Origin of the sequence: Streptococcus sp. 29887, assembly GCF_032595075.1 — a bacterium.
Taxonomy (GTDB): domain Bacteria; phylum Bacillota; class Bacilli; order Lactobacillales; family Streptococcaceae; genus Streptococcus; species Streptococcus iners.
Window position 1 is genome coordinate 1,694,917 of the sequence record NZ_CP118735.1, and the last position, 24,327, is coordinate 1,719,243.

The following is a 24,327-nucleotide window of genomic DNA, read 5'->3' on the forward strand; positions in this document are numbered from 1 at the left end:
TAGAGGCTGGGCAAAAAGCCCAGCGCTACTTCTTAGAGTTCGTGTCAACATCTCAGCGCAGTGGTTGATTGGCGGATTTGTTCGTGTTTTACACTCCAAATCCAACCTAATCAACTGTGCGGGGGTGGGAAGACGAACTCTTTTTAGACCACTCGAGTTCTTTCCCACTCCCTAATCAACCGACTTCAAGGCTTCCAGCATGTCCACCTTTCTCAGATGAAGGTTGACATAAATACCAAGGGCTGCCAGAATTCCGATAATAGCCACAACCGGAATGATATAAACTTCCAGTCCGACAGCGGGATTAAATCGAATGCTATCAGACCCAATCATTTCAAGAAGTAACCTGTGCAGATATATCCCACCTACCAGACCGACCACAATTCCGATAATTGACAGAACAATGGTTTCTCTATAGATATACATGGTCACTTCCCGATTATGGAATCCTAAGACTTTTATAGTAGACAATTCTCGAATCCGCTCAGACATATTGATGATAGTGAGATTATAGAGAATGACCAGTCCAAGTAAGATAGACAGAAGGACCAGAATGGTCATAATAGTCTGAAGAGAGCCTGCAATAGTGGTCAGCATAGCCATAAGTGAGGTATTTTGCACCAGACTTTTGACAGCTGGCATGGCTAGAAGCTGGCTAGCCAGTTGCTGTACATGACCTGTCTTATCATTTTTTAACTGTACTAGATAGGCATTGGCAGTCTTTTGACGACCCGTCACCTGCTCGTAGTAGCCTCTAGTCATATAGATAAAGTGCCCGGCATACATATCAGCAATAGCTGCGACCCTGACCTGCACTTCCTTATCTTCCAGAGTAAGTCCTATTTTATCCCCGACACTTACACCGTAGATTTGGGCTAGTTTTTCCGTGAGGACAATGCCCCTGCCACTCAGCTGGATAGCTTTACCAGAAGAATTTTCTAGGCTGACTAGATTTCCCAAATCCTGACGGTCTGAAATATACAGACCAATGGAAATATTTTTTCTCTGGCCACTAGTTTCCACTGTTTGACTGAGCTGTTCAAAAGCCACTGGCAAGGATTGACCAACCTGATCCGACTGGAGAAAGGCTGTTAATTTGTCTAAGTCCTCCTCATTTGCTCTGCTATTTTCCACTACCAACAGATCATAATGAATGAGTTCCCCAAACTGCCGTTGGACAACCCCTGAGATGGAGGAGCGAATGCCTAAGCCACCGAAAAGAAGGGCGACCGTCCCTGCCACACCGAAGATGGTCATGAGCATGCGGAGCTTGTAACGGAAGATGTTGCGGGCAGTCACCTTGTGGGTGAAGCTCAGGCGGGACCAGATAGCTGGCCATTTTTCTAGCCAAATACTAGAACCTGCTGCTGGAGGTTTGGGAAGGAGTAATTGAGCCGGTTTCTCTGTCAATTCTCTCCGTGCTACCAGATAGGCAGGCAAAACGGAGGAAATCAATGATAGGAGCACGGCTAAACCAGTCCAGAGGGGATAAAAGTGTAACTTGGCGGATCCAATCACCGTAGTCTGCGTGATAATGCTAGAAATGATAGGTGATAGGACAAGATTTCCCATAAGTATGCCGACAAGAGTACCAACTAGGCCAGCTGCTAGTCCATACAAAATGAATTTGGCCATGATTTGCCTATTGGTATAGCCAAGGGCCTTGAAAATGCCTGACTGGGTCCGTTCCTCATCGACAAAACGAGCCATGGTGGTAAAGGTGACTAGAGCAGCGACTAGATAGAGAACTAGAGGGAAAACATTGCCTACTGCCGCGATGGACTTGGTCGCATTGCTATAGGTCGTGTAGCCATCCCCACCTGGTAAACTGGACCTGGTGTAAATCTGATACGGAGATTTTTCCAACTTGCTCAGGTCTGACTTGGCCTGGGCAAGCTCTGTCTTGGCTTGACCTATTTCTTGATTGGCTTCTGTCTGCTTTTCAGACAATTGAGTTTGAGCCTGGGCTAATTCCTTGTCTGCTGCTTCCAAGCGCAACTCTTCTTGAAGTAAGGTTAAGTCAGAAGATTCCAATTGACTGACACCCCATTCATAATCAGAAACACCCTTATGATAGGCCGCAAGTCCTTGCTCATATTGAGCAAAACCAGCTTGGTACTGGGCCAATCCAGTCTGGTATTCCTGGTTCCAAATGTTGTAGTCAGCTAGATTTGTTTCATATGTGGCTATCTTTGATTGGTAGTAATCATAGTTATTTACATAGGATTGGTTAACTTGCTCATAGTCAGCTTCAAGTTGGTCTAGACGAGCTTTCTCGCTATCCAAGGCTTCCTGCCTAGACAGTAAATCTGGATAGTCAGATAAGGTCTGTCCCGCCTGGACCTGACTAGCAATCTGTTGGTTTAGTATTTCTTGTCCTTGGTACCAATTGGAACGACCTGTTGATATTTCCGAAGCGGTCTGACTGAGTTGGGTATTCTGCCTATCTAGTTGCTGCTTGGCACTGTCTAGTTGTTGCGCCCTTTGAAGCAGTTCGGTATGACTTCCATCCAAGAAGGATTTGGTTTGGTCCAGTTTAGCCTTCTGGCTATCCAGTTCTTTCTTGCTTTCTTCCAATTGAAACTTGGTTTGCAATAATTGAGCCAGGGCAGTCCGCAATTCCATTTCCGATTGAACTAGTTTGGCCCTGCCACGCGCAAACTCACTGCGACCACTTGCGACCTGCTCCTGACCCGCTGCCAAGTCTGTTGCCGCTTGGTCAAGCTGGGATTGAGCCTGGGCAATGTCTTCTTCCCCCTTAGCAATTTCCGTTTGCCCTTCTGCTTGAATGCTGGCCAAGCGTTTTTCATCATTATCAGCCAATAACTTTTCTAGGGCTTCTTGGTGGTGGTCCAGTTTCTCCTGATAGGCTTGACTAGAATAAGGCAGGTCTTTCAAATCATCATAAGCAAGTCGGGCGATTGTGTAGGCTTCTGATTGGAAACTGTCCTTGCTCACCACCCCATAGCCAGCCAGTTGCCCATCGCCACTCGTGGCCAGTCCCATGGTTTTATTGTCCCAAATTTCTGCAGAAGCCACAAAACCAACAACTGTAAAAGTCGTTTGAATCAGAATAGTCCCATCCTTATCTGGCTCAGTCACCTGAAAGGTGTCACCCAATTTGTAACTTGCTTGTAGGGATGGAGATAGAGCTATCTGGTCCTTCTTGCTCGGGAGTTTACCTTCTAATAATTTATAGGTGGAAATAGATTTTGGTACTGAAAATAGCCGAATGGCAGTCTGATTTTTCTTGGCTACTACATCCTTAAAATAGCCAGCCTCTACTGTCACACCTTTAATGGATGCCAATTCGTCCAGGTCAGTCTGGCTGATTCCCAGGCCTGAAATGACTGCCAAATCCATTGTCCAATGGTCAGCGATATAGCTTTGGGCAGTTTTTTCCATATTTGGAGCTGTTACTTTCAGACCTGTCAATGCTAGTGCTCCTAGCATCATCAGGCTAAAAATGGATAAAAAACGTCCCTTGGAAGAAAGCAAAGATTGCCTCATATCCTTCCAGTAGATTTTCTTTTTCATCATATCACCCACTAATATTCTAGGCTAGCAATATCCTGCGGTTCTGCATTCAGCTCAACAGAATGCACACGGGCATCCCGCATCCGAATGACCCTATCTGCAATAGGTGCCAGAGAGCTATTGTGGGTCACGATAATCACCGTTGCCCCTTGTGTGCGGGACATATCTTGCAGGATTTGCAAGACCTGCTTACCTGTCTGATAATCCAGAGCGCCAGTTGGTTCATCGCAAAGCAAAATTTTAGGCTTTTTGGCAACCGCACGGGCAATGGCAACCCGTTGCTGCTCGCCACCTGAAAGCTGAGCAGGGAAATTATTGATACGATGGCCTAGTCCAACTTGTTCCAAGACCTCCTCGGCATCCAAGGCATCCTTGACGATTTCTGCTGCCAGTTCCACATTTTCCTTAGCGGTCAGATTAGCAACCAAGTTATAAAATTGAAAGACAAAACCTACATCATCTCTACGATAATTGGTCAGTTCATGACTGGAAAGCTTGGCAATATCCACACCGTCAATCCAAACCTCCCCCTCATCATTGCTATCCATGCCACCTAAGATATTGAGCAGAGTGGATTTTCCAGCACCAGATGAGCCAAGAATGATGACCAACTCACCCTGCTCAATCTCAAAGGACACGCTGTCATTTGCCACAATGGTCGCATCCCCCATTTGGTAGTATTTTGACGAATTCTTTACTTGGATGTAGGACATGGCACACCTCGCTTCTTCTCTTCCTAACAACTGTATTCTTACTACTTATTATAGCACAAAAGAGGGTTTTCACCCTCTCCTTCATCTTTTACACTTGGGCAATAGCAGAGCCACCATAGAGTTTGAGTTCTTCTCTGATCGTTTGGTAGTAATAGCGGTCAAATGCCTGCCAAGCCTGATGACTAGACTCACTCAATCGCAGGTCGCCTAATCCAACCAAAAAACTGGTCGAACGGTAGAATTTCTCAATCGCAATCAACTCAGAATTGGTGACCGACTTGGCCTCCGACAATATGCGTGTCATCTCTGTCAGATTATGTTGCAATCGCTGTTCATCAGCTGTTCCTCGTTTGTCTGCTTGGAAGGCCCGATTCAAGTCTTGAATGAGGGCCAAAACGTCTTGAATAATCTGTGTCTTTTCCATAAAAGACCCTCCTTTTTTTGATAAATTTAGTATATCAAATTAAACAAAGATATTCAAGTTATTTGTGCAATCCCTTGATTAATATTTATGTTGATATTATAATTATAGAAAATAACACATTTATTCATCCATCCCTTCACCATTTCTCCCCTGGAGGTATCTATGTTTCAAATTGAAGGAAAGCTATTTTTCCGTAGCAAGAAAAACTTGTTCGCTATCTTGGTCATGCTGATTGCAATCCTAGCTAGTTCCTTTCTAGCAGGCTACCACAATCGGCAAGCTAAATTAGGGGTCATCCAGAACCATGAACAATACATTCAAAAATTTGAAAACATCATACAAGATTTAGAAACACAGTATCAGAATCAAGCACTCAGCCAAGAAGATTATCAGGCTGAAAAGGACTTCTTTATAGACTATATTGCCAACTACCAAAAGGAGATTGAGGCGGTCAAGAAGGAGGACTGGACCTATTTTTATGAGAAAAATATCCAGCACTATCAGCAGGATGGCCAATACATCAGCCTTTCCTACCAAAGCTATGATTTTACCCCACAAACCATCGAAAATACCTTCTTGATGTCCAAGTATCTGCTTGAAAAGGAGATACCCTCAGCCTTTCCAACTGAGCTTTACCTAACAGCCTTTGAGAATCCCCAAACACCAACAGATAGAGAAATCGTCAAGAGCCTGGGCCAGCAGGCCTTAAAGGGAACCAGTCATGAAATCTGGCAGGGTCAAAAACAGCTGGGACTGGTCATCACCCTTCCTCTCTTTCTCTTAACTTTCACCAATTTTTTCATCAAAGACCAGCAGGGAACTAGCCGACAGATTCGCCTTTTACAGACCCTGGGGCTGACTAGAATTCGAATTACAACCAATAAATACCTAGCCTACCTGACACTATATACCACCCTCTTTCTCACTCTCTATCTGAGCCATTTTCTCATCACATTTTTGCTAAATGGCAATAGTAGCTGGATCTATCCTGTAACCACCTATAGCAGTAGGGGACTGGCTTACAGTTTTATCACCACAACCATTAAACCTATATATCAAGTCATCTTGCTGGCCTGTGGCATGCACTATCTCTACCTTCTATTTCTGCTGGGAGTGGCACAGACCTTGGCTAGAGTCTTAAAAAATGGACTGGCTGGACTAGTGGTCACACTAGGACTTGTCATCTCTGCCAACTTCTTTCCCCATATCTTCAATCCATTTAGCCTATGGAATGCAGGCAATCTGGCGGACGGAAGTGCTATCATCTACCAACAATTAACAGGATACAGCATTCCAAAAGTCTTTATGGTTCTTCTCATCAGTAACCTGCTCATCTATATCCTGCAATTCTATCTCCTGACAAGAAAAAGTGAGGTCTAACCATGCGATTATCCATTCACAATTTGTGCAAATCCTACGGAAAAAAGAAAATACTAGACCAGCTAAACCTAGAACTGGTGGAACCTGGAATCTGGGCCTTGATTGGACCAAACGGTTCTGGAAAGACAACCCTCCTAGACTGCATTGCCAACCTGCAAACCTTTGATTCGGGAGAGATTTCTATAAACGGCAAGAAGCACGATAATCCAAATGTCTACCAAACCTTTTCCTACCTGCAGGACAACCGGGTCCTCTACCCTGAATTGACAGGGCTGGAACACTTGCGATTGGTCCAAACTATCCAAGGGTTACCCAAAGAGCGGATTGAGGAAGTCATCCAAGAAATCGGCATCCGTGATTACGTGAACATTCCTGTCAAAAATTATTCACTGGGGATGAAACAACATCTCCTGCTGGCAATCGGTATTATGAACAAGCCCCAGGTCATGCTCTTGGATGAACCCTTGAACGGCTTGGACCCGACCAGCTACATTCAAACCCGAAAATTGCTCCAGAAACTAGCCAAAAATGGTTCAACCATTATCGTGTCTTCCCACCAATTAAACGAGGTGGACCAACTAACCGACCAACTGCTCTTTCTTAAACAGGGAAAAATCATTGAGTGGAAACTGGAACAGGTTGGGCGACAATATGCCATTCAGACTAGTGACAATCAGACAGTGTATCAGAAACTTGGGCAAGTGAAGGGACTGACTTTGGCCAATGATAGCATTCAGGTAGACACCAGTGTTCACAGTCTGCATTTCTACCTTGACCAAGTCATGACTTGTCAGGTGGAAATTTTGGATATTAGCATTCAGGAGCACCAGTCCGAAGAAATCTATAAAGAACTATTTGAATAGGGAGGTCTGACTATGAACACCCTAACTCTTTTCATTCTACGACTGAAACGTAATGCTATTTTTCTAGCCCTCATGACTGCTGTGGCTCTTATCCCGCTTGCTCTGTCCTATCGGAATGTTCTAGAGGCCGAAAACTTGCGCTTTGAGGACCGAACCCGTATCATACAAGTCAAAAAAGAAGCTGAAACCTTCTTGTATGCTGACGATAAGGAAGCCCAAGCCTTAGACCAGGAAAGCATGGATTATTATAAAAAACTCTTGGAACTGACGACCACCTACTTAGAAAAGGAACATATCCAAGGAAAAAGTCAGGAGGTCTTGGAAACGGAGTTAGAACTCTACCAGACCTTGCAAAACTGGGAGGCAAAGGGGCATAATATCAACCATTTTACGAACAGCGAACTGGCAGAACGTATCACAGTCTATAAAAACGTTCTAGAGCAAGCTCTTACTTTTCACTACCCTACTGCTCCTAAGGACTTTTATATGACCTTCTTGCAACTTCTTCCAGCTAGTAACTATATGATCCCCCTTGTCATCTGCTCTTTGATAGTCTGGCTCCTTATGACTGACCTTTCAAAACATCGTGGTCTCCTCTTTATCAACGGACTATCCCCTAGTCAATATGCCACTAGCCTGACCTTACTTGCTCTTCTCCTCCAAGTTGCTATCTATGCCCTCATCCTGTTCACGCTACTTCTATTGGCACATCAGTTCCAATTTACCTTCCAAGAAGACTATCCTCTACTAGTCGGCACAAATACTCTATCTACCATATCTATCAGGGAACAATTACAGAAACTCCTGCTGGTAATGGCTGGAGTGACAGGTTTCTATCTGACCTTTATCCGATTAGCAACAGCTAAAGTCCTACAAACATACAAGCGAAAATAAGCCACCTCGAAAATGGTGGCTTTTTGCTGGCAAAAAAACGATGCCTGTTCCGGCACCGTTATATCTTGATACAAGCCAAGCCACAATCCAACATAGAAACCTGTTTATGATGAGTAATCATCCTAATCACCCTTTCTGATGCTAACATCGGCATAGGCATCTATTTTAAGGATACTTTCCTTATTAGCTCCTTCTTCAGGAATTTCTAGTAACTTTGCCCCACTATTCAACTTGACATCAAAGCCTCCATCGTAACTTCGAGGCAGAGTAATATCTACAGTACCGTTCCATGTATCAACATAAACTTCTTTAAAAGTAGCACCCTTTGCCAATTCAATTTTTGCTTTTAAACTACTCTTCCCACTTGCTACGGTAACTAACTTAAAACCCTTTTTACCCAATGGTATATAAGCATCGTTTTCGCTAATATCTGCCTTCTCAAGTGTTGACATTGCTGATTCAGAAATTTTCCCTGTCAAACTAATCGTCGTCACTTCTTGGTCTGTTTCCACAATTTCAAGTTCAAAAGGTTGCTCACTACCATAGATTTCAATAGTATTAATTTCTTTGCTTGTTACAGTCCAAGACTTAGCAATCTCTACATCTGTTTTGTCACTCTCTAAACTTAGGTAAATCGCAACTCCTAAAAAAGTAATGATTAAAATGAAAAATGGAATTATTTTTTTCATTACAAGTGCCCTCCTTAAACTATTTAAACTCCCTACTAGAAAAAAGTAAGTACGAACTCAATAAATAGACAACACTAAATATCAATGCAATCAGACTAGACGGAGTAAAAAATTCTGTTTGATTGGTGATTAACTTTACCTGATTAAAAAGAAAGAAATGAGAAAAGACATCATTTGCCAAGAGACTTGTTGTTACATACGAGACTAAATTATCAAACATCAAGACAATCATGGTATAAATAAGGTAGGCTTGATAAATCTTATCTACATACTGAAAAATAAACAGACATAATTGAGAAAAACAAAGATGAAATGGCAACTGTTTAATGAACAGGTCAAATGCTTCACCCACATCTACTTGTCCATTCAAAAAAATTCTACATACAATTACTGTAAAAAATAGTAAAAGCGTATATGCAAAACACAGGGACAAGGTTTCAAACAATTTATAAAAGTAAACTGAAAAACGAGAGGAGCTTTTTATGATTGCATGGTTAATGGTGCGATTGGTAAATTCTTCTCCCCAGACTAGATTACAAGCACTTGAGAAGAATAGAGGAATAAACCCTGCCACTGAAGACAAAATAATCGTAATACCTCCTTGTCCATCAGTTTCTCTCATCAGATAAGCGAAGAGTACTCCTAAAAGAATCACTAGCGAGACTGGAAAAATTAAACTCCTTTCTTTCCATACCCTATAAAAGTCTGATTTCACTTTATGGAACATGAGGAACCTCCTCTCTTGTAATCAAAGATAGATAATAGGATTCAAAACTCGGTTGAAATTTAATGATTTCCTCAATTTGAATACCTTTTTCCCGTAAGCAATCAATAATCCAGCTAGTTGATTTTCCACTTTCTGAAAGCTCAATTCCATCGTCGGTCACTATCGCCTCAATTCCCTCGGAAAGCAACACTTCAAGTGCTTCATGCTCCTTATCCACTCTAACAATCCGTTTGGTTTGAAGTAGTTTTTTCAGAGCATCTTTTTGTATTATTTGTAACACTTTTCCTTTGCTCATGATAATATACTTATCAACGACCAAGTCTAGTTCAGACAAGATATGACTTGAAACTAGAATAGTCATACGATACTCATTTTTCAAAAGCAGAAGAATCTCACGAATTTCCTTAATACCCACAGGGTCCAGACCATTTATTGGCTCATCTAATATAAGTAGTTTGGGCCAATCACAGATAGCCAAGGCTATTGCCAAACGTTGCTTCATTCCAAGAGAAAAATCTTTCACTTTTTTCTTAGAATCTACACCCTCAAGTCCAACCATACGTAATAGATTTTTGACTTTATCTTTATCCGCTTCGATTCCTAAACCTATCATTTGAACACGAAGATTGTCACCTGCAGATAAATGAGGATACAGAGCAGGTGATTCTACTATACAGGAAACAGCTTGACTCTCTAAACCGCTTATTTCTCCAGAATTATTCGAAATCAATCCTGCAAGAATTCGGATTAAGGTAGTCTTGCCAGCACCATTTTCTCCCACTAGACCACAAATTTCTCCACAGTTAATATCAAAACTAATATTATCTAAAACTTTTTGCTTTCCGTAAGTTTTGGATACTGCTGTAACATTTAATAATGTATTTGCCATAGCAACCTCCTAAAAAGAAAAGTCGATAGAGAAGTGACAAACTATCGACCAGTCAAGTTATTAAATTATTTGGTGAACGGAACCATGTAAACTAATCCCAGCAAAGGAAACCGATTCCATACCAATAGTATAGACAAATTTGACCAGCTGTTATTTTTGTTTTTTCTTCCATTTTCAATTTTCTCATGGCAGGCTTTTTTGTAACCCCTTTCATTTATAGATTATCACAACTCTTTTAGCTTGTCAATACAAAAAACAACCTATTTGTATTTTTTTAAATTGTATGTAAATATGCATATTTTGAACGATATAATTAAAAGAATTTTGCAAATAAAAACGCAGAAATTGCGTTTAAATATGTACAACCCAGTATTTTTATCTACTCACAACTCTTACCAATCTCCAAGTCGTTGGGGTTCCTAGATTTTGTCTTCTTCTATATATCGCTCCAGATTCAATTCCATTTGTCGGTTAGCATCCAATTTATATAAAAAATATGCCTGACGAAAATGTTGTTTCGCACTCTCTGTATTTCCAAGTTCTTCATGGATATTGCCTAGTAAACAAAATAAATCGGGTAATGAATAATAGCTTCTGTGTGACCTACAAAATTCGATAGCCTTTGTGATGCTAGCTATAGCTTGGATGTAATCCTTCTTTAGCCAAAGATAACGTGAAATGTTATATTGAAGCTTAATTTTTAATTCCAATTCTTCAATCGTGATAGGTTGGAAATTATCCGTTTTTTCTATCAGTCTTTCAAATTGTACATCAAATAATTCTTCATCATTAATATCAAAATAAAAATTTAGGAGTGTATTTGATACTTGTAAAAAAAATAAATTAGAACTCTCCAATTTTTCTAGTAAATATTCCATTTTGGATATAGCTTCCTTCTTTTTATCATAAAAATAAAAATCAACTAATCCACCTATCCACTCTAAGTATAATTGATTTGCTACCGATAAACGATGTTTATTATTAGACTCCAATTCATAAACATATCGTAGTCCTTGGTAGTCTCTATGGACTAAGAAATTTCGGATAACAGTTTTAAATTCTACTAATTCCTCCTCCTGCTCAGAAACAGTGTCTTCAAAAAAGTAATTCATCGAAACATTTAATTTTTTTGATAATTCAAAAAGCAATTCAGATCCTGGAGTATAAGCGCCACTCTCAATTCTACTAATTTGACCTTGTTTACATACACCTTCTGCCAATTCTTTCTGAGATAATTTCATCTCTTTTCTTTTTTGTTTTAACCTAGAGCCTAGTTGTATACTCATTGTTGTTACCCCACTCGTATTATATAACTATTCTAGCACTTATGAATTTTAAAGACAATAAAAATATCCATTTGCATATTATTTATGAAATCTATATTAGAATATGTATGTCATCTCTTCGTTTCATACTAAACCATAATCTTCCCCTCTTATCACAACGTATCTTCACAATAAATTTCTAGCAGGATAACTGAGCGTCAAAAAACGATGCCTGTTCAGACACCGTTATATTCTTTTATTTAACAGCCTCCAAAGCTGCCTCATAATCTGGATGTTCGTTGACGTTGTCCAGATATTCTACGTAGGTGATTTCATTGTCGGCATTGAGGACAAAGACCGCACGCACCAGCAAATTCCACTCCCGCATGAGCACACCGTAGGATTTACCAAAGGCATGGTCATAGTAATCAGACAGGGTCACTGCATCTTCCAAACCTGCAGCCCCGCACCAGCGTTTTTGGGCAAATGGCAGGTCTGCTGAGATGGTAATGACAACTGTATTGTCACGGTCAGCCAGCTCCTGATTGAAGCGACGGGTCTGAGTATCACAAATCCCTGTATCAATAGAAGGCACAACACTGATAACCTTGGTCTGCTTGCCAAAGTCTTTCAGACTTTTCAAACTCAGGTCATTGGCCATGAGGACAAAGTCAGGAGCCGTATCTCCCACTCGTAACTGCGGACCTACCAAGGTCACTGGTTTTCCAATAAAGGTTGTCATATCTATCTCCCTTGCACTTAATATATCTATTGTAAGCGTTTATGTAAAAAAATACCAGTTTTTTGACTGGTATTTTAGTTTATGTTCACCCTTTTCAATCGCAGAGCGTTCAAGACGACTGACACTGAGCTGAGGGCCATGGCTGCACCTGCAAACATAGGATTGAGCAGAGGTCCACCAAATACATGTAACAGACCCATGGCGATTGGAATACCGATCACATTGTAAGCAAAGGCCCAGAAGAGATTTTGTTTGATGGTCCGCATGGTTGCCTGGCTGAGTTTGACAGCCTTAACCACATCCAAAATGTCACTATGCATGAGGACAATGTCGGCAGACTCAATAGCAATATCAGTCCCTGAACCAATGGCTAGACCCACATGGGCTTGAGCTAGAGCTGGGGCATCGTTGATACCGTCACCTACCATAGCAACAGTCTTACCCTCTTCTTGTAAGAGCTTGACTTGGTTGGCCTTGTCATCTGGCAGAACCTGACTGACCACCTGTGTAATGCCGACTTCCCTAGCAATAGCTTGGGCAGTGTTTTCATTGTCACCAGTCAGCATGACAACATCTAAGCCCATAGCTTGCAAAGCCTGGATAGCTTGGCGACTGGTCTCTTTCACTTTATCAGCAATGGCAATGACTGCCAGCAAGCCTTCTTGGTTGGCTAGGAAAACAGGCGTCTTAGCTTGTCGGGCAAATGCCTCCGCTACTGCACGTCCTTGAGATAAATCTATTTCTTTTTCCCTCATCAACCGCTCATTGCCCAGATAAATAGACTGCTCTGCTATTGTTACCGAAAGACCTCGACCTGAAAGTGCCTGAAAATCGGTGGCAGGCAACAAATCAATCTTTTCTGTCTGAGCAGCTTGCAGGAGGGCCTGAGCCAGAGGATGCTCGGAAAATTGCTCGCTACTTGCGGCCAGCTGGAGGACTTGCTCACGATTTTTATCAGACAAGAGATGAATATCTGTCACCTGTGGCTTGCCCTCTGTAATGGTCCCTGTCTTGTCGAAAACAATGGTGTTCACACCTTGCAAGGTTTCAATAGCTTGACCAGACTTGAACAAAAGACCATTTTCCGCACCTTTTCCAGTCCCGACCATGATAGCCGTCGGAGTTGCTAGACCCAGTGCACAGGGACAGGCGATGACCAAGACCGAAATGGTAATGGACAGGGAGAAAATCCAGGAATGTTGCCCCAAGAGCAACCAAGCCAGTCCTGAGAGGACCGCAAGTCCCATGACAATGGGCACAAAGACGGCAGACACTTGGTCAGCCAATTTGGCAATGGGAGCCTTAGAACCTTGGGCTTCTTCCACCAAGCGAATGATCTGAGCCAGAGTCGTATCACGACCAACCTTGGTAGCCTGCATGGTAATGGCGCCTTGCTGGTTTAAGGTTCCACCAAAGATGCTATCACCTTCCATCTTCTGAACTGGCAGGCTCTCACCCGTCAACATGGACTCATCGACAGTCGATTGTCCCTGAACCACAACCCCATCCACCGCAATTTTTTCACCAGGGCGGACAATGACAATGTCACCCACGACCACATCTTCCAAAGGCACTTGGATTTCTTGTCCATCTCGTAGCACTTGGGCAGTCTTGGGAGCCAAATCCATCAGCTTCTTAATGGCCTCAGAAGTCTGACCTTTAGACCTAGCTTCAAAATATTTCCCCAGGGTAATCAGGGTTAAAATAACAGCAGCTGATTCAAAATAGAGTTCAGGATGGTGACCGTGCATGGCTACTTCTTTCCCCAACAGGAGAAAGACAATCATCAACAGCCCCTGAAGCAAGGCAGCACCTGTTCCAACGGCGATTAGTGAGTCCATATTCGGATGGCCTTGCAAAAGGGTTTTAAAGCCTTTTGTGAAAAAACTGCGTCCGATATAAAGGACAGGGATGAGAAAGAGGAGTTGACTGACCGCAAAAACGAGCGGTTGATGGAGCAAGGCTGGTAATGGAAGACCGCCCCAAGGCAACATTGGCCCCATGGCAATATAAAGCAAGGGAAGGGTGAAAACAGCTGACCAGACAAAGCGGTCCCATAGTTTTTCTTCCCTGCTTGGTCCCTTATCCGCCATCTCTTCCACTTCATCTGGTCGAATAAGCTGATAGCCAGCTTCTTCAACCGCCTTTTCTAGACTGGTTGGATTTTGCAGGTCACGATTGTAGCGGAGTGTCGCCTTTTCCGTTGCCAAATTGACACTGATTTCTTCCACTCCCTCTAGTTTCCCTAATGCTTTTTCAACTGTCATGGCACAAGATGCACAGGTCATGCCTTCAATAGCATAGGTTTCTGTGATAAGATTGCGAACCAAACCATAACCTGCCTTTTCAACTGCTTGACCAATGTCGCTCAGGCTCAAGACATTTTCATCAAAACTAACACTCAATTTTTCAGTTGCCAAATTGACACTAGCTTTTTCTACTCCTGTCAACTTCCCGACAGCTTTTTCTACTGTCATGGCACAGGATGCACAGGTCATGCCTGCTATACGAATACTTTCTTTTTGCATGATAACACTCCTTTTGACTACGTTTGTAATCAAATTATACAAAACTTGACTACATTTGTAAACAAATTTGTTTGAAAAAAGTAGATTGAAATCAATCCAACCTACTTTTACATATTCATTTATTCTTTACTGGATTTTTTTCGATGAAGAAAAATTGCTGTTAAAATTCCTGCAACACCTAGCGCCACCAACAAGAGGCTGACTTGCTCACCTGTACTAGGAAGACTTGATTTACCTTTTTTATTGGTCGGTGTTACTTTCTTATCAGAAGACACTACAGTTCCGCTTGAGGAGGAAGTATCCGTAGCTCCTCCAGTGTCAGAAGCACTTGTAGACTGACTTGTACTGCTTGAAGTACTAGTTGAAGTTTCGGTACCACTTGATGATGGCTCAGTGCTGGTCGATGGTTCCGTACTGCTTGTGGTCTCAGTACTACTTGATGATAGTTCAGTACTACTTGATGAGTCGGTGCTGCTGGATGACGGAGTTGTTGCTGCTTCAATTTTTGCCATCATTTCAGCTTCAACAGCTTTTAGTTGGGCAAAAATCTCTGCTGAACGAGCCAAGGTTTCCTCGGTTACAGTTGGAGCCAGGGCTACAGCTCCATCTTCTGAAAGTCCAGCATATTGAGCATCTAGAGCGGCCTGTGCAGCAATCCATTCTTTTTCAAGTGCAATCCATTTTTCTTGAATTGATGTACCAAATAACTCTGGGTGTGAGATGGCCATCTTATCAATATTTTGTACCGTCCAGTACCATGAATTCGTGTCATAAGAAGCTGAGCGATTTTTAAAGGCTTCATAAGTATCAGTTACAATTCCATAAAAAGGTACATATGGTGTATTTCTAGTTTGGCCTAGTCCTAACCAAACAATACCCCCAAAAGCTGATGGAAGACTATCTTTTATTTGATATACATGAGCATCGATTACATTTTCATTACCAAGAGCATATTTATAAGTCGCATCTGCCACTTGGTCATTCGCACCATTATCCCCTTGTTTTACCTTGCCTGCTTCATCGTCTGGACGAAATTCTGGAAGATGTTCAAAACGGTTACGTTGTAAGGCAAAGGTATCTTGTAAACTAAAGCGACGACTTGGATCTGTTGGCTGACGCAATAGGTCGTAAACAGCATCTTCATAGGTTACAGGCGATGCTGGATCCATCCATTTGATACCTGCATAAACGCGGGAACGGTCGGCATCGGCATAAGCTGAAGGACCATATGATTTAGCGATATGGAACTGTCCATCGACTGTCACATAATTATCCGCTTGTTTGGCTACTTCTTCAACCTTTGCAGAAGCAATCACATTTTCTGTATCGGTAAAATCAACATGACCTAGATAGTAAGTATTTGCAAAAATTGCATACTTATCTTCAGGGAACTTGATGGCTACGTATTGGTGTCCTGACAAAATTTCCATGTACCAAACTTCATTTTTGTCAGCAATAATAACAATATTCCCTTCTGCAGAGCCTTTTTCATCAATCGTCTTCGCAATCAGTTCGACACCTTCACGCGCAGTTGAAACTCTTGGAAGAACATAGTCAATCAAAATAGGCTCACCCAGACCACCTGCTTCAACAAGAGGATCGACAGCTAGGACTTTTTCATTTGGAATAGCTGTTACTGTTGCAGTCATGGATACACCCTTTTCATTGAATCCATGGGCACCATAATTTCCATTTGAACCATCACCACGCGCAGCATCTGGTGTCGTTGTGTATTTGAATTCACTAGACAAATGCGGGGCAGTGAATCCAAATGTTTCATCCACTAACAATTCACCCTCGGCATAGCTTGTTGCTGGTACAACAATATAGTTCTTGTTGTGCGCACCATTAGTTGGTGGAAATGGATAATCTTCCGTTCTACCGTATAGGATAGAACCATCTGACGTCAATCCCTTTCCAATGATAAAACCTGAACAGGCCTGAACAATTTGGGTAGGGAGCATGCACATCAACATAAAGCATGCTGCAATGCGAATTAAAGTCTTTTTCATAAGACTTTCTCCTTTCATATAATAAAATACCCATTTGCACCTATATTGTAACGCAAAAGCACCTGCATTGCAAGTGCTTTCAAAAAATATTTATTTTTTCCTAGCCAACATAGTCGCAAACCGCATTTTGAGGAAATTGCCATTCTCATCCCGCTTATGAAGTTGACCAAAATCTTCGTTGTACTTGACCAAGTCCCAGTCACGATAGTATTCCTTCAACTCCCCTGCCCCAAAGGTAAAGGAGAAGTTCATAGGACAGGGGGCATCTTCCGTATTCATGGCTGCTACAATCAAGTTGTAACCACCCGGCCTTGTTCGTTCCTGCATATTTTGGATAATGGCGGGTACACGGTCACGCTCCAAGAACATGAAAACCACGGTTGAGATAATCCAGTCGTAGTCCTGCTCCAAACTAGCTGAGTTGATGTCATAGGTCCCAGCCTGCAAATCCAAATCTTCCGCTTCCTTGACCTGCAAGAGTGTCTGAATGCTCGGCACATGCTTATCAACTGCCGTCACCTCAAAACCCTGCTGGGCCAAGTAAAGACTGTTACGACCATGACCGCAACCCAAGTCCAATACCTTACAAGGTTTGATAGTATTCAAGGCCTCCAAGACTTCCGAATGCGTCCGCGTGTAGTCGTACTTTTTAGCAAAATAATCCTCTGGCTGACAGAAAAATTCCAAGAAAAACTCCGTATCCTCTGTCAACAAGGTCACCCGATGCCAAGTCTGTGGCTCAACAAAAGGAACCTCATCTGTCGGACCATAGACATATTCTCCCAAAATTTCATTATCATCAGAAATCGGCTCAAATTTGAGCTTCCCCTTCAAAACCTTGATTTTGGCCCAGGTACCCACCTTGGTATTGTGCTTGGTTAAAAAATGCTGGGGAACCGTATCCTGATTCCAAATGGGCATACGTTTATAGGGAACTAAAACTGTCATATTCTCTCCTTCTTAACTCTAATATACATAGTTTATCACAAAGAAATCTTACCTTCAATTCATTTTGACTTGACTTAGAGTTGACTCCAAGGTGTATAATATTCATATCAATTAGAAAGGATATTTACTGACAAGTAAATATGTGATGAATATGAAAGCAGCTATTTATGAAAAAGCCGGTAAGATGACTGTTGCAGAAATCGAAAAACCAAGCCTCCAAGCCAAAGATGATGTCATTATCAAGGTCGTTCGGGCCTGTGTCTGTGGGTCGGACCTTTGGGGCTACGGAGAAGACATTCACCATGACCACGGTGACACCAACTCTGGTCATGAAGCCATCGGTATCGTTGAAGAGGTAGGCGAAGACATTACAACACTTGTTCCTGGTGACTTTGTGATTGTTCCATTTACGCATGGTTGCGGACACTGTGATGCCTGTCGTGCTGGCTTTGATGGTACTTGTGACAACCATCCAGGCTACACCAACTGGGGCAACAACTACCAGTCTCAATACATTCGTTTCCACTACGGCAACTGGGCCTTGGTCAAAATTCCTGGTCAGCCAAGTGACTACTCAGAAGGCATGATCAAATCTCTCTTGACTCTGGCAGATGTTATGCCAACTGGCTACCACGCAGCCCGCGTAGCGGATGTCAAACCAGGTGACAAGGTTGTTGTCATCGGTGATGGTGCAGTGGGTCAATGCGCAGTCATTGCCGCAAAAATGCGCGGAGCTTCTCAGATTATCATGATGAGCCGTCACGCAGACCGCCAACAAATGGCTTTGGAATCAGGTGCCACTGCTGTTGTTGCTGAACGGGGCGAGGAAGGAATTGCCAAAGTCCGTGAAATTCTTGGCGGTGGCGCTGATGCTGCCCTTGAATGTGTCGGAACAGAAGCCTCAATTGACCAAGCCCTCGGTGTTCTGCACAATGGTGGTCGCATCGGTTTTGTTGGTGTGCCTCATTACAACAACCACGCCCTCGGCTCAACTTTTGCTCAAAATATCATTATCGGTGGTGGCTCTGCTTCTGTCACAACCTATGATAAGGAAATTTTGCTCGATGCTGTTCTCAAAGGCGACATCAACCCAGGTCGAGTTTTCACCCAAACTTACAGCCTAGACAATATCGACCAAGCCTACAAAGACATGGCCAACCGTAAAACGATTAAAGCCATGGTGACGGTGGATTAAGATAAATAATAAGCCCCAGATAGTCTCGAAACTGTCTGGGGTATTTGTTTTCCTATAACAAAAAAGACTAGAATTTCTCCCAGTCCTAGCGACTATTGATAGCCTTCGTGCGTTTGGGCTCATTGCCCATATATAATATCTCTCAACGACCTTCTATAGAGGTAAAACTCGTCAATGTACTCTGATACTTCTTGTAATGTTTGAAAAACAGAATAAATCGTGTCGCCTTTTGAAAGTTTAATCAAAAGAGTTTCTGAATCAATTTGCTCTGGAAAATACTCTGTCAACTTCGATTGTAAAAGATCAATGCTTCTAACCCTAAGGATATACTCTATCCAAGAATCTTTCTCTGTCAAACACGTCCTAGAAGTAATGTCTCTAACAGTTCCTTCTCTTGTAATCTTGCCATCTTCCAATACATAAATATAATCAGAAACTCTCTCTAATTCTTCTAAATTGTGCGATGTTAATAAGATTGCCGCACCATTCTGTTTCAATGTCAGAATAATCTCTACCATTTTTTGAGCAGATGGACCATCTACTCCTGATGTTGGCTCATCAAAAATATAGTTTTGGAAATTTCCGATAGCAGCTTGTATGAAGCTAATCTTCTTTCTCATTCCAAATGAATAGCCTTGAATCTTCTTTTGTAAATCATCTTTGATTCCTAGTATTTCAGCATATTTTACAGCTTCTTCCCTAGGAACGTTTTTCAAGTCTGATATAAAGTTTAAAAATTCAAGACCTGTAACATCCTCAAACATAGCGTTTGCATCTGGCATCACAGAGACATTTCCAGACTGAACTGTTCCTCTATCTGAAAAATAATAACCCATTATAATTGCTATTAAAGTGGACTTCCCTGCTCCATTACTACCAATGATAGATGTGATTTCTCCATCTGATGCAGTCATAGTTATGCTGTCCAAAACCATGTTTTCCTTAAATGATTTGGAAATGTCCTTCACTTCAATCATCTTATATCTCCTTCTTCTCAAAAACTGAAACCCCTATACCTAAAAAAACAACTGACAAGAGCATTAAAAATAGAACTTCCCATGTTTTTTCAATATAATGATAGGGAGTGATCCATAACAACAGTTCCAAAAAATCATGATTGACAAAGTTAGAAAACACAAAAATAGTAGGGTAAATAATACTAATAATGATGTTCACTAGCATAGCTGTTCGATCATTTTTACTAATAGTAGATATCAAGGTGATAATCGAAAGCATATAGAAGTAAAAAATACTAATATTACAAAACTGTTGGAAAGAAAAAACTGCATCTTTTCGAAACACAAGTACAACTATGGTTGAAATCAAAATTTGTAAAAGGAAAAACACAAAGGACATTAAAAACTTTGAAAAATAGAGTGCCCGCCGAGATTGATAAGGCAAAATAAATCTAAAATCTCTTGATGATATCCCTTGAGAAATAATATTAGAGAACAGGGATGCACCGAATAGAAAGCCGACAAAAGCAAAAACGGCATACATCACTTTCAAAATTGCTATTCCATCGGAATTATCAAAGATTCTTCCAACACTATCTCCGTATCTAATGAAAAGATAAGTGATGAAAAAATAGACTGCTGAGACAATCGCTGTTTTAAAGGATTTTAAGTCTCGCTTCATGTAAAATAAAAATAGTGAGGTCAAATTTATTCTCCTTTCATATAACATAGTCCATTTTACCAAAAAACGAATTACTCTCAACTTTTTTCAAAAAACAGAAGCAAATAACATTAAAAAACGAACATTTAATAAATTGATAAATAATACGATTTTAACAATCTTTTTTCTTTGTTTTATAATCAAACTCCCACAGAAGGAGGAGAAATATTATGAAAGCATTATTAAATTGGTTGTTTAAAGGCTATTAAAAAAATTAGAATTAAATTACAAAAATTTAAAAAATTTTACTTTTTAACACTAAACATAAAATGAACCTAGAATAGACCTCCTATAATAAAAACGAACACAGTAGTTCATTCTGATATTTGAACTATTGTATTCGTTTTTATGACTGTTATTCAATGAATTGGATACTAACACACCAAACTCATCTCGCATTAATCGCCTTCATGGTCCGTTTGATATCACGGTCTTGCTCACGGCGTTTGATGGACTCTCGCTTGTCGTAGTCGTGCTTCCCTTTGGCAAGCCCAATCAAGACCTTGGCAAAGCCGTCCTTGATATAGACCTTGAGGGGAACCAGGGTCATCCCTGTTCCCTTGACCTCATTGCCCAAGGACTCGATTTGTTTCTTCCGCAAGAGGAGCTTGCGGGTCCGCGTTGGCTCCTGGTTCCAGATATTGCCCTCATCGTAGGGAGCGATATGGACATTGACCAACCAAGCCTCGCCCTGCTTGATCTGGGCAAAGCCGTCCTTAAGGTTGATCCGCCCCGCACGAATAGACTTAATCTCCGTCCCCGTTAGGACCATCCCCGCCTCCACTGTATCGACAATGGTATAGTCGTGGCGGGCTTTTTTATTCTGCGCAATCACATTGCCCTCACCCTTGGCCATGCCTATCTCCTTTTCTTCTTGTTCTTTTTAGCCACTTCTTTGTAAAATGGTTTCTTTTTCTTGTCTTTTTTACCACTTTTTGACTTGTGGTCTTTCCCAGACTTGTGACGTCCGCTATCGCGACCAGCAGCTTCTTGTTTGTGGTGCTTACCTCGTCCTCGCCCTGACCGATCATCACGATCTCGGTTGGAGTGACTAGCCGTTCTCCGCTTGGCTTTCAAGGCCTTTTCGACAATATCCAGCTCGGACGGCACGTGGGCAAAATCGATTTCCCCTGTCATCTTGTCCGCCCGCGTTAGTTTGATACGGATTGGCTGACCGACACGGAAGACCCGACCAGATTTCTCACCCTGCAAGGTCAGAGTCCGCTCGTGGAACTGGTAGTATTCGTTAAGGTTGGTGACATGGATCAGACCTTCAACTGTATTTGGCAACTCGACAAAGAGCCCAAACTTGACCACGCTAGACACGACACCGTCAAACTCTTGCCCAACAAATTCTTGCATGAACTCTGCCTTCTTCATGGCTTCGACTTCCCGCTCTGCCTCAATGGCACGGCGTTCTAAACTGGACGAAGACTTGGCAAGCTCAGGAATAACCTGCTCAAAATGCTCTGCTTTTTCCGCAGGATTGTGACCATATTCCCGTACCATACGGTGAACCAGCAGGTCGGGATAGCGACGGATAGGACTGGTGAAGTGGGTGTAGAACTCCGCACCCAGTCCGTAGTGACCGTGGTTGTGCTCCGAGTAGCGTGCCTGCTGCATGGAACGCAGCAACATCATGTTGAGGACATCCGCATAGGGTTCATCCTTGACCCTCTCCATGAGGTCCTGAAGGGCGTCCTGACTGATAGAGCTGGCCGTACCATAGACCGTCAGACCAAAGCTAGTCGCATAGTCGATGAACTTCTGCAGCTTGTCCGACTTGGGCTCCTCGTGGATCCGATAGATGAAAGGCAAGTCCAGCTTGGCAAAATGCTCAGCAACGCACTCATTGGCAGCCAGCATGAAGGACTCAATCATCCGCTCGGCAATGCCCCGCTGACGCAGCTGGATATCGACTGGCAGACCGTCCTTGTTGACGATGATTTTGGCTTCAGTCGTGTCAAAGTTGAGAGCCCCACGCTTGTAGCGCATGGTTTCCAGGGTTTCATGGAGCTTAACCATAAGGTCCACACTCGGTACGATTGCCTTGTATGTAGCAAGCTTTTCCTTGTTACCTGCAATCATGTCATTGACATCGGAATAGGTCATACGGAAGGTGGTTTTGATAACCGTTTGCCCAATCCAATGCTTGACAACCTTGCCCTTGCGGTCAATTTCCATAATAGCCGACTGGGTTAGACGGTCCACATTTGGATTGAGGGAACAAATGCCGTTTGACAGGCGTTCTGGCAGCATGGGTACCACTCGGTCGGTCACATAGACAGAAGTCCCACGCTTGACAGCTTCCTGGTCCAAGGCTGAGCCTTCCGTCACATAGTAGCTGACATCAGCGATATGGACACCTAGCTCCAGATTGCCGTTCTTGAGCTGCTTGATATGGACCGCATCGTCCAAGTCCTTGGCATCCGCACCGTCGATAGTAAAGATGATCTCATCTCGCAGGTCCAAGCGTCCTTCAAAGTCCTTCTCAGACGGACTTTCTGGCACCCGATTGGCCTCCGCCAAAACTTCATCAGGGAATTCCGACACGATGTCCATGGATTCCAAAACTTCCAAGACATCGATGCCCACATCATCCTTGTGGCCCACCACGTCCCGAATGGTCGCAACAAAGTGGTCCCGTTTCTTGTTTGGATAGGCTTCAATGTCAACCTTGAGGATTTCCGTCCCGGTCAATACCAGAGGTGACTCCTTGATGTAAATCTTCTGAGCGATTTTCTGGTTTTTAGACTTGATGTAGCCTGCATACTCTGGCTTATCTTCGTCAAAAACAATCAAGCCCACCGCTGTTTTCAGACTATGTTCCAAAATATCAATGACTTCCGCTTCGGCAGCTGTCCCCTTGAGCCTGTCCGCCACTTTCTTAATGGCTACTTCCACTCGGTCGCCCTCGATAGCGAAGTTGACATCGTCACGGCTGACAAAGAGGTCATCTTCCTCTTCATCAATGGTCACAAAGCCAAAACCAGACTTATGGGCACGGAAAATACCCTGTAAGGTTACCTTGTTTTTGGACACTTTTGGAACTGGCAGAGCAATCCGACCCGCATTGTCAAAGACAAGCTGACGGCTACCTTCCATACTGGAAACCAGCTTGACCAAGTCTGTAAAGCTCTTGGCAGAGCTAGCACCAAACTGGTCTGCTAGCTGATCCATGGTCACAGGACCAACTTCTTTAATATAGTTTATAATATCGTTTTTCATGTTGTATTTACCAGAGTGCAGGATAAAAACCTAGCACTATTTCTCTTTCAGTCCTTTAGTTTATCTTTTATTACTGCGTTAACTCGCTTTGTCGTACTTCAGTACAGTCTGCAGCTCGTTGCCTAGTACTAAAAGCAAACTAAAAGACTGTATTTTGCGTTATATCCAGACGCAGTGGTTGATTGCTCCAACAATCAAATGATTGTTGGAGGTGGGAGATAGGATTTGCAAAGCAAATCTCAATAGTTCGCGAATAACGCTCCGAACCATACCTATTCAACTTATGCGGGGGTGGGCAGACGAACTCTTTATACTTGTCGAGTTCTGGCCCACTCCCAAAAAAATAGACCAAGAACAAGTCCCAGTCTGATTTATCTATTTACTTGAAATGATAACAAGTGCTAGCGCATCCAACATCCATAAGAAAATCAGAATAGCCGTAATACGTTGCATCACAGCCTCAAAACCACGCGCCTTAGTACGCTCAAACAAGGCTCCGCTCGTTGAATCAAAGACGTTGCTCGACTGGTTCTTGGCTGGTTGGATAAAAATCACCGCAATCAAAATAACAGATAAAATCAAAAGAATGGTTAATAATAGTTGATACATATGATTT

Annotated in this window: 20 protein-coding genes; 4 read left to right on the forward strand and 16 right to left on the reverse strand. The window is 42.5% G+C overall.

Going from position 1 to position 24,327, the window contains the following annotated elements:
* Window positions 1-171: 171 nt before the first annotated feature.
* From PW252_RS08235 to PW252_RS08245, 3 genes are all read right to left on the reverse strand, one after another.
* A complete protein-coding gene (locus tag PW252_RS08235) occupies window positions 172-3,537 on the reverse strand; it encodes an FtsX-like permease family protein (RefSeq protein WP_248050990.1) in 3,366 nt (1,121 codons plus the stop codon).
* Window positions 3,538-3,548: 11 nt separating this feature from the next.
* Window positions 3,549-4,250: an ABC transporter ATP-binding protein gene (locus tag PW252_RS08240; protein ID WP_248051096.1), complete on the reverse strand. Its 702-nt coding sequence runs from the start codon at window positions 4,248-4,250 to the stop codon at window positions 3,549-3,551.
* An 88-nt stretch (window positions 4,251-4,338) separates the two neighbouring features.
* Complete coding sequence (locus tag PW252_RS08245) at window positions 4,339-4,674, reverse strand: helicase BlpT (RefSeq protein WP_248050993.1); 336 nt, start codon at window positions 4,672-4,674, stop codon at window positions 4,339-4,341.
* A 162-nt stretch (window positions 4,675-4,836) separates the two neighbouring features.
* On the opposite strand from PW252_RS08245, the gene PW252_RS08250 reads away from it, so the two are divergent.
* From PW252_RS08250 to PW252_RS08260, 3 genes are read left to right on the forward strand one after another with little or no spacing between them, the layout of a single operon-like run.
* Window positions 4,837-6,054: a hypothetical protein gene (locus tag PW252_RS08250; RefSeq protein WP_248050996.1), complete on the forward strand. Its 1,218-nt coding sequence runs from the start codon at window positions 4,837-4,839 to the stop codon at window positions 6,052-6,054.
* Window positions 6,055-6,056: 2 nt separating this feature from the next.
* Window positions 6,057-6,917, forward strand: a complete 861-nt coding sequence (locus PW252_RS08255; protein ID WP_248051001.1) for an ABC transporter ATP-binding protein — start codon at window positions 6,057-6,059, stop codon at window positions 6,915-6,917.
* Between the two features lie 12 nt (window positions 6,918-6,929).
* Window positions 6,930-7,811, forward strand: coding sequence for a hypothetical protein (locus tag PW252_RS08260; RefSeq protein WP_248051003.1), 882 nt, complete (start codon window positions 6,930-6,932; stop codon window positions 7,809-7,811).
* A gap of 122 nt (window positions 7,812-7,933) precedes the next feature.
* Here the strand turns inward: PW252_RS08260 and PW252_RS08265 are convergent, their stop codons facing one another.
* From PW252_RS08265 to tehB, 8 genes are all read right to left on the reverse strand, one after another.
* A complete protein-coding gene (locus tag PW252_RS08265; protein WP_248051004.1) occupies window positions 7,934-8,500 on the reverse strand; it encodes a hypothetical protein in 567 nt (188 codons plus the stop codon).
* 19 nt (window positions 8,501-8,519) lie between these two features.
* A complete protein-coding gene (locus tag PW252_RS08270) occupies window positions 8,520-9,227 on the reverse strand; it encodes an ABC transporter permease (protein ID WP_248051005.1) in 708 nt (235 codons plus the stop codon).
* Window positions 9,217-10,116: an ATP-binding cassette domain-containing protein gene (locus PW252_RS08275; protein ID WP_248051006.1), complete on the reverse strand. Its 900-nt coding sequence runs from the start codon at window positions 10,114-10,116 to the stop codon at window positions 9,217-9,219. The genes PW252_RS08270 and PW252_RS08275 overlap by 11 nt, the downstream gene beginning before the upstream one ends.
* A 419-nt stretch (window positions 10,117-10,535) precedes the next feature.
* Window positions 10,536-11,402: a helix-turn-helix domain-containing protein gene (locus tag PW252_RS08280; protein WP_248051007.1), complete on the reverse strand. Its 867-nt coding sequence runs from the start codon at window positions 11,400-11,402 to the stop codon at window positions 10,536-10,538.
* 235 nt (window positions 11,403-11,637) lie between these two features.
* Window positions 11,638-12,123 (reverse strand): thiol peroxidase, encoded by a 486-nt coding sequence (gene tpx, locus PW252_RS08285; protein WP_248051008.1) that lies wholly within the window; start codon window positions 12,121-12,123, stop codon window positions 11,638-11,640.
* 74 nt (window positions 12,124-12,197) lie between these two features.
* Entirely contained in the window at window positions 12,198-14,651 is a 2,454-nt protein-coding gene (locus tag PW252_RS08290; protein ID WP_248051009.1) for a heavy metal translocating P-type ATPase, read from the reverse strand.
* Between the two features lie 119 nt (window positions 14,652-14,770).
* Window positions 14,771-16,663, reverse strand: a complete 1,893-nt coding sequence (locus PW252_RS08295; protein WP_248051011.1) for a C69 family dipeptidase — start codon at window positions 16,661-16,663, stop codon at window positions 14,771-14,773.
* Between the two features lie 90 nt (window positions 16,664-16,753).
* Window positions 16,754-17,611 (reverse strand): SAM-dependent methyltransferase TehB, encoded by an 858-nt coding sequence (gene tehB, locus PW252_RS08300; RefSeq protein WP_248051013.1) that lies wholly within the window; start codon window positions 17,609-17,611, stop codon window positions 16,754-16,756.
* Between the two features lie 151 nt (window positions 17,612-17,762).
* On the opposite strand from tehB, the gene PW252_RS08305 reads away from it, so the two are divergent.
* Window positions 17,763-18,806, forward strand: coding sequence for a zinc-binding dehydrogenase (locus tag PW252_RS08305; protein WP_205028303.1), 1,044 nt, complete (start codon window positions 17,763-17,765; stop codon window positions 18,804-18,806).
* A 119-nt stretch (window positions 18,807-18,925) separates the two neighbouring features.
* Here PW252_RS08305 and PW252_RS08310 read toward each other — a convergent pair whose 3' ends face one another.
* The 5 genes from PW252_RS08310 to secG all read right to left on the reverse strand — a co-directional run bounded on the left by PW252_RS08310 (window position 18,926) and on the right by secG (window position 24,320).
* Window positions 18,926-19,783 carry an ABC transporter ATP-binding protein gene (locus PW252_RS08310; protein WP_248051015.1) on the reverse strand — a complete coding sequence of 286 codons (858 nt, stop codon included), beginning with the start codon at window positions 19,781-19,783 and terminating at the stop codon, window positions 18,926-18,928.
* A gap of 1 nt (window position 19,784) precedes the next feature.
* The gene (locus PW252_RS08315) at window positions 19,785-20,468 is read right to left on the reverse strand and encodes a hypothetical protein (protein ID WP_024386303.1); all 684 of its coding nucleotides are present in this window, start codon (window positions 20,466-20,468) and stop codon (window positions 19,785-19,787) included.
* A gap of 403 nt (window positions 20,469-20,871) precedes the next feature.
* Window positions 20,872-21,339: an SsrA-binding protein SmpB gene (gene smpB / locus PW252_RS08320; RefSeq protein ID WP_014637647.1), complete on the reverse strand. Its 468-nt coding sequence runs from the start codon at window positions 21,337-21,339 to the stop codon at window positions 20,872-20,874.
* Window positions 21,340-21,341: 2 nt separating this feature from the next.
* Window positions 21,342-23,711 carry a ribonuclease R gene (rnr, locus tag PW252_RS08325; RefSeq protein WP_248051017.1) on the reverse strand — a complete coding sequence of 790 codons (2,370 nt, stop codon included), beginning with the start codon at window positions 23,709-23,711 and terminating at the stop codon, window positions 21,342-21,344.
* Between the two features lie 375 nt (window positions 23,712-24,086).
* Window positions 24,087-24,320 carry a preprotein translocase subunit SecG gene (secG, locus tag PW252_RS08330; RefSeq protein WP_029943597.1) on the reverse strand — a complete coding sequence of 78 codons (234 nt, stop codon included), beginning with the start codon at window positions 24,318-24,320 and terminating at the stop codon, window positions 24,087-24,089.
* Window positions 24,321-24,327: the final 7 nt, after the last annotated feature.

Coding starts and splice junctions, on each gene's coding strand:
- PW252_RS08235 (WP_248050990.1), bottom strand. CDS start 3,537: ATGAAAAAGAAAATCTACTGGAAGGATATGAGGCAATCTTTGCTTTCT.
- PW252_RS08240 (WP_248051096.1), bottom strand. CDS start 4,250: ATGTCCTACATCCAAGTAAAGAATTCGTCAAAATACTACCAAATGGGG.
- PW252_RS08245 (WP_248050993.1), bottom strand. CDS start 4,674: ATGGAAAAGACACAGATTATTCAAGACGTTTTGGCCCTCATTCAAGAC.
- PW252_RS08250 (WP_248050996.1), top strand. CDS start 4,837: ATGTTTCAAATTGAAGGAAAGCTATTTTTCCGTAGCAAGAAAAACTTG.
- PW252_RS08255 (WP_248051001.1), top strand. CDS start 6,057: ATGCGATTATCCATTCACAATTTGTGCAAATCCTACGGAAAAAAGAAA.
- PW252_RS08260 (WP_248051003.1), top strand. CDS start 6,930: ATGAACACCCTAACTCTTTTCATTCTACGACTGAAACGTAATGCTATT.
- PW252_RS08265 (WP_248051004.1), bottom strand. CDS start 8,500: ATGAAAAAAATAATTCCATTTTTCATTTTAATCATTACTTTTTTAGGA.
- PW252_RS08270 (WP_248051005.1), bottom strand. CDS start 9,227: ATGTTCCATAAAGTGAAATCAGACTTTTATAGGGTATGGAAAGAAAGG.
- PW252_RS08275 (WP_248051006.1), bottom strand. CDS start 10,116: ATGGCAAATACATTATTAAATGTTACAGCAGTATCCAAAACTTACGGA.
- PW252_RS08280 (WP_248051007.1), bottom strand. CDS start 11,402: ATGAGTATACAACTAGGCTCTAGGTTAAAACAAAAAAGAAAAGAGATG.
- tpx (WP_248051008.1), bottom strand. CDS start 12,123: ATGACAACCTTTATTGGAAAACCAGTGACCTTGGTAGGTCCGCAGTTA.
- PW252_RS08290 (WP_248051009.1), bottom strand. CDS start 14,651: ATGCAAAAAGAAAGTATTCGTATAGCAGGCATGACCTGTGCATCCTGT.
- PW252_RS08295 (WP_248051011.1), bottom strand. CDS start 16,663: ATGAAAAAGACTTTAATTCGCATTGCAGCATGCTTTATGTTGATGTGC.
- tehB (WP_248051013.1), bottom strand. CDS start 17,611: ATGACAGTTTTAGTTCCCTATAAACGTATGCCCATTTGGAATCAGGAT.
- PW252_RS08305 (WP_205028303.1), top strand. CDS start 17,763: ATGAAAGCAGCTATTTATGAAAAAGCCGGTAAGATGACTGTTGCAGAA.
- PW252_RS08310 (WP_248051015.1), bottom strand. CDS start 19,783: ATGATTGAAGTGAAGGACATTTCCAAATCATTTAAGGAAAACATGGTT.
- smpB (WP_014637647.1), bottom strand. CDS start 21,339: ATGGCCAAGGGTGAGGGCAATGTGATTGCGCAGAATAAAAAAGCCCGC.
- rnr (WP_248051017.1), bottom strand. CDS start 23,711: ATGAAAAACGATATTATAAACTATATTAAAGAAGTTGGTCCTGTGACC.
- secG (WP_029943597.1), bottom strand. CDS start 24,320: ATGTATCAACTATTATTAACCATTCTTTTGATTTTATCTGTTATTTTG.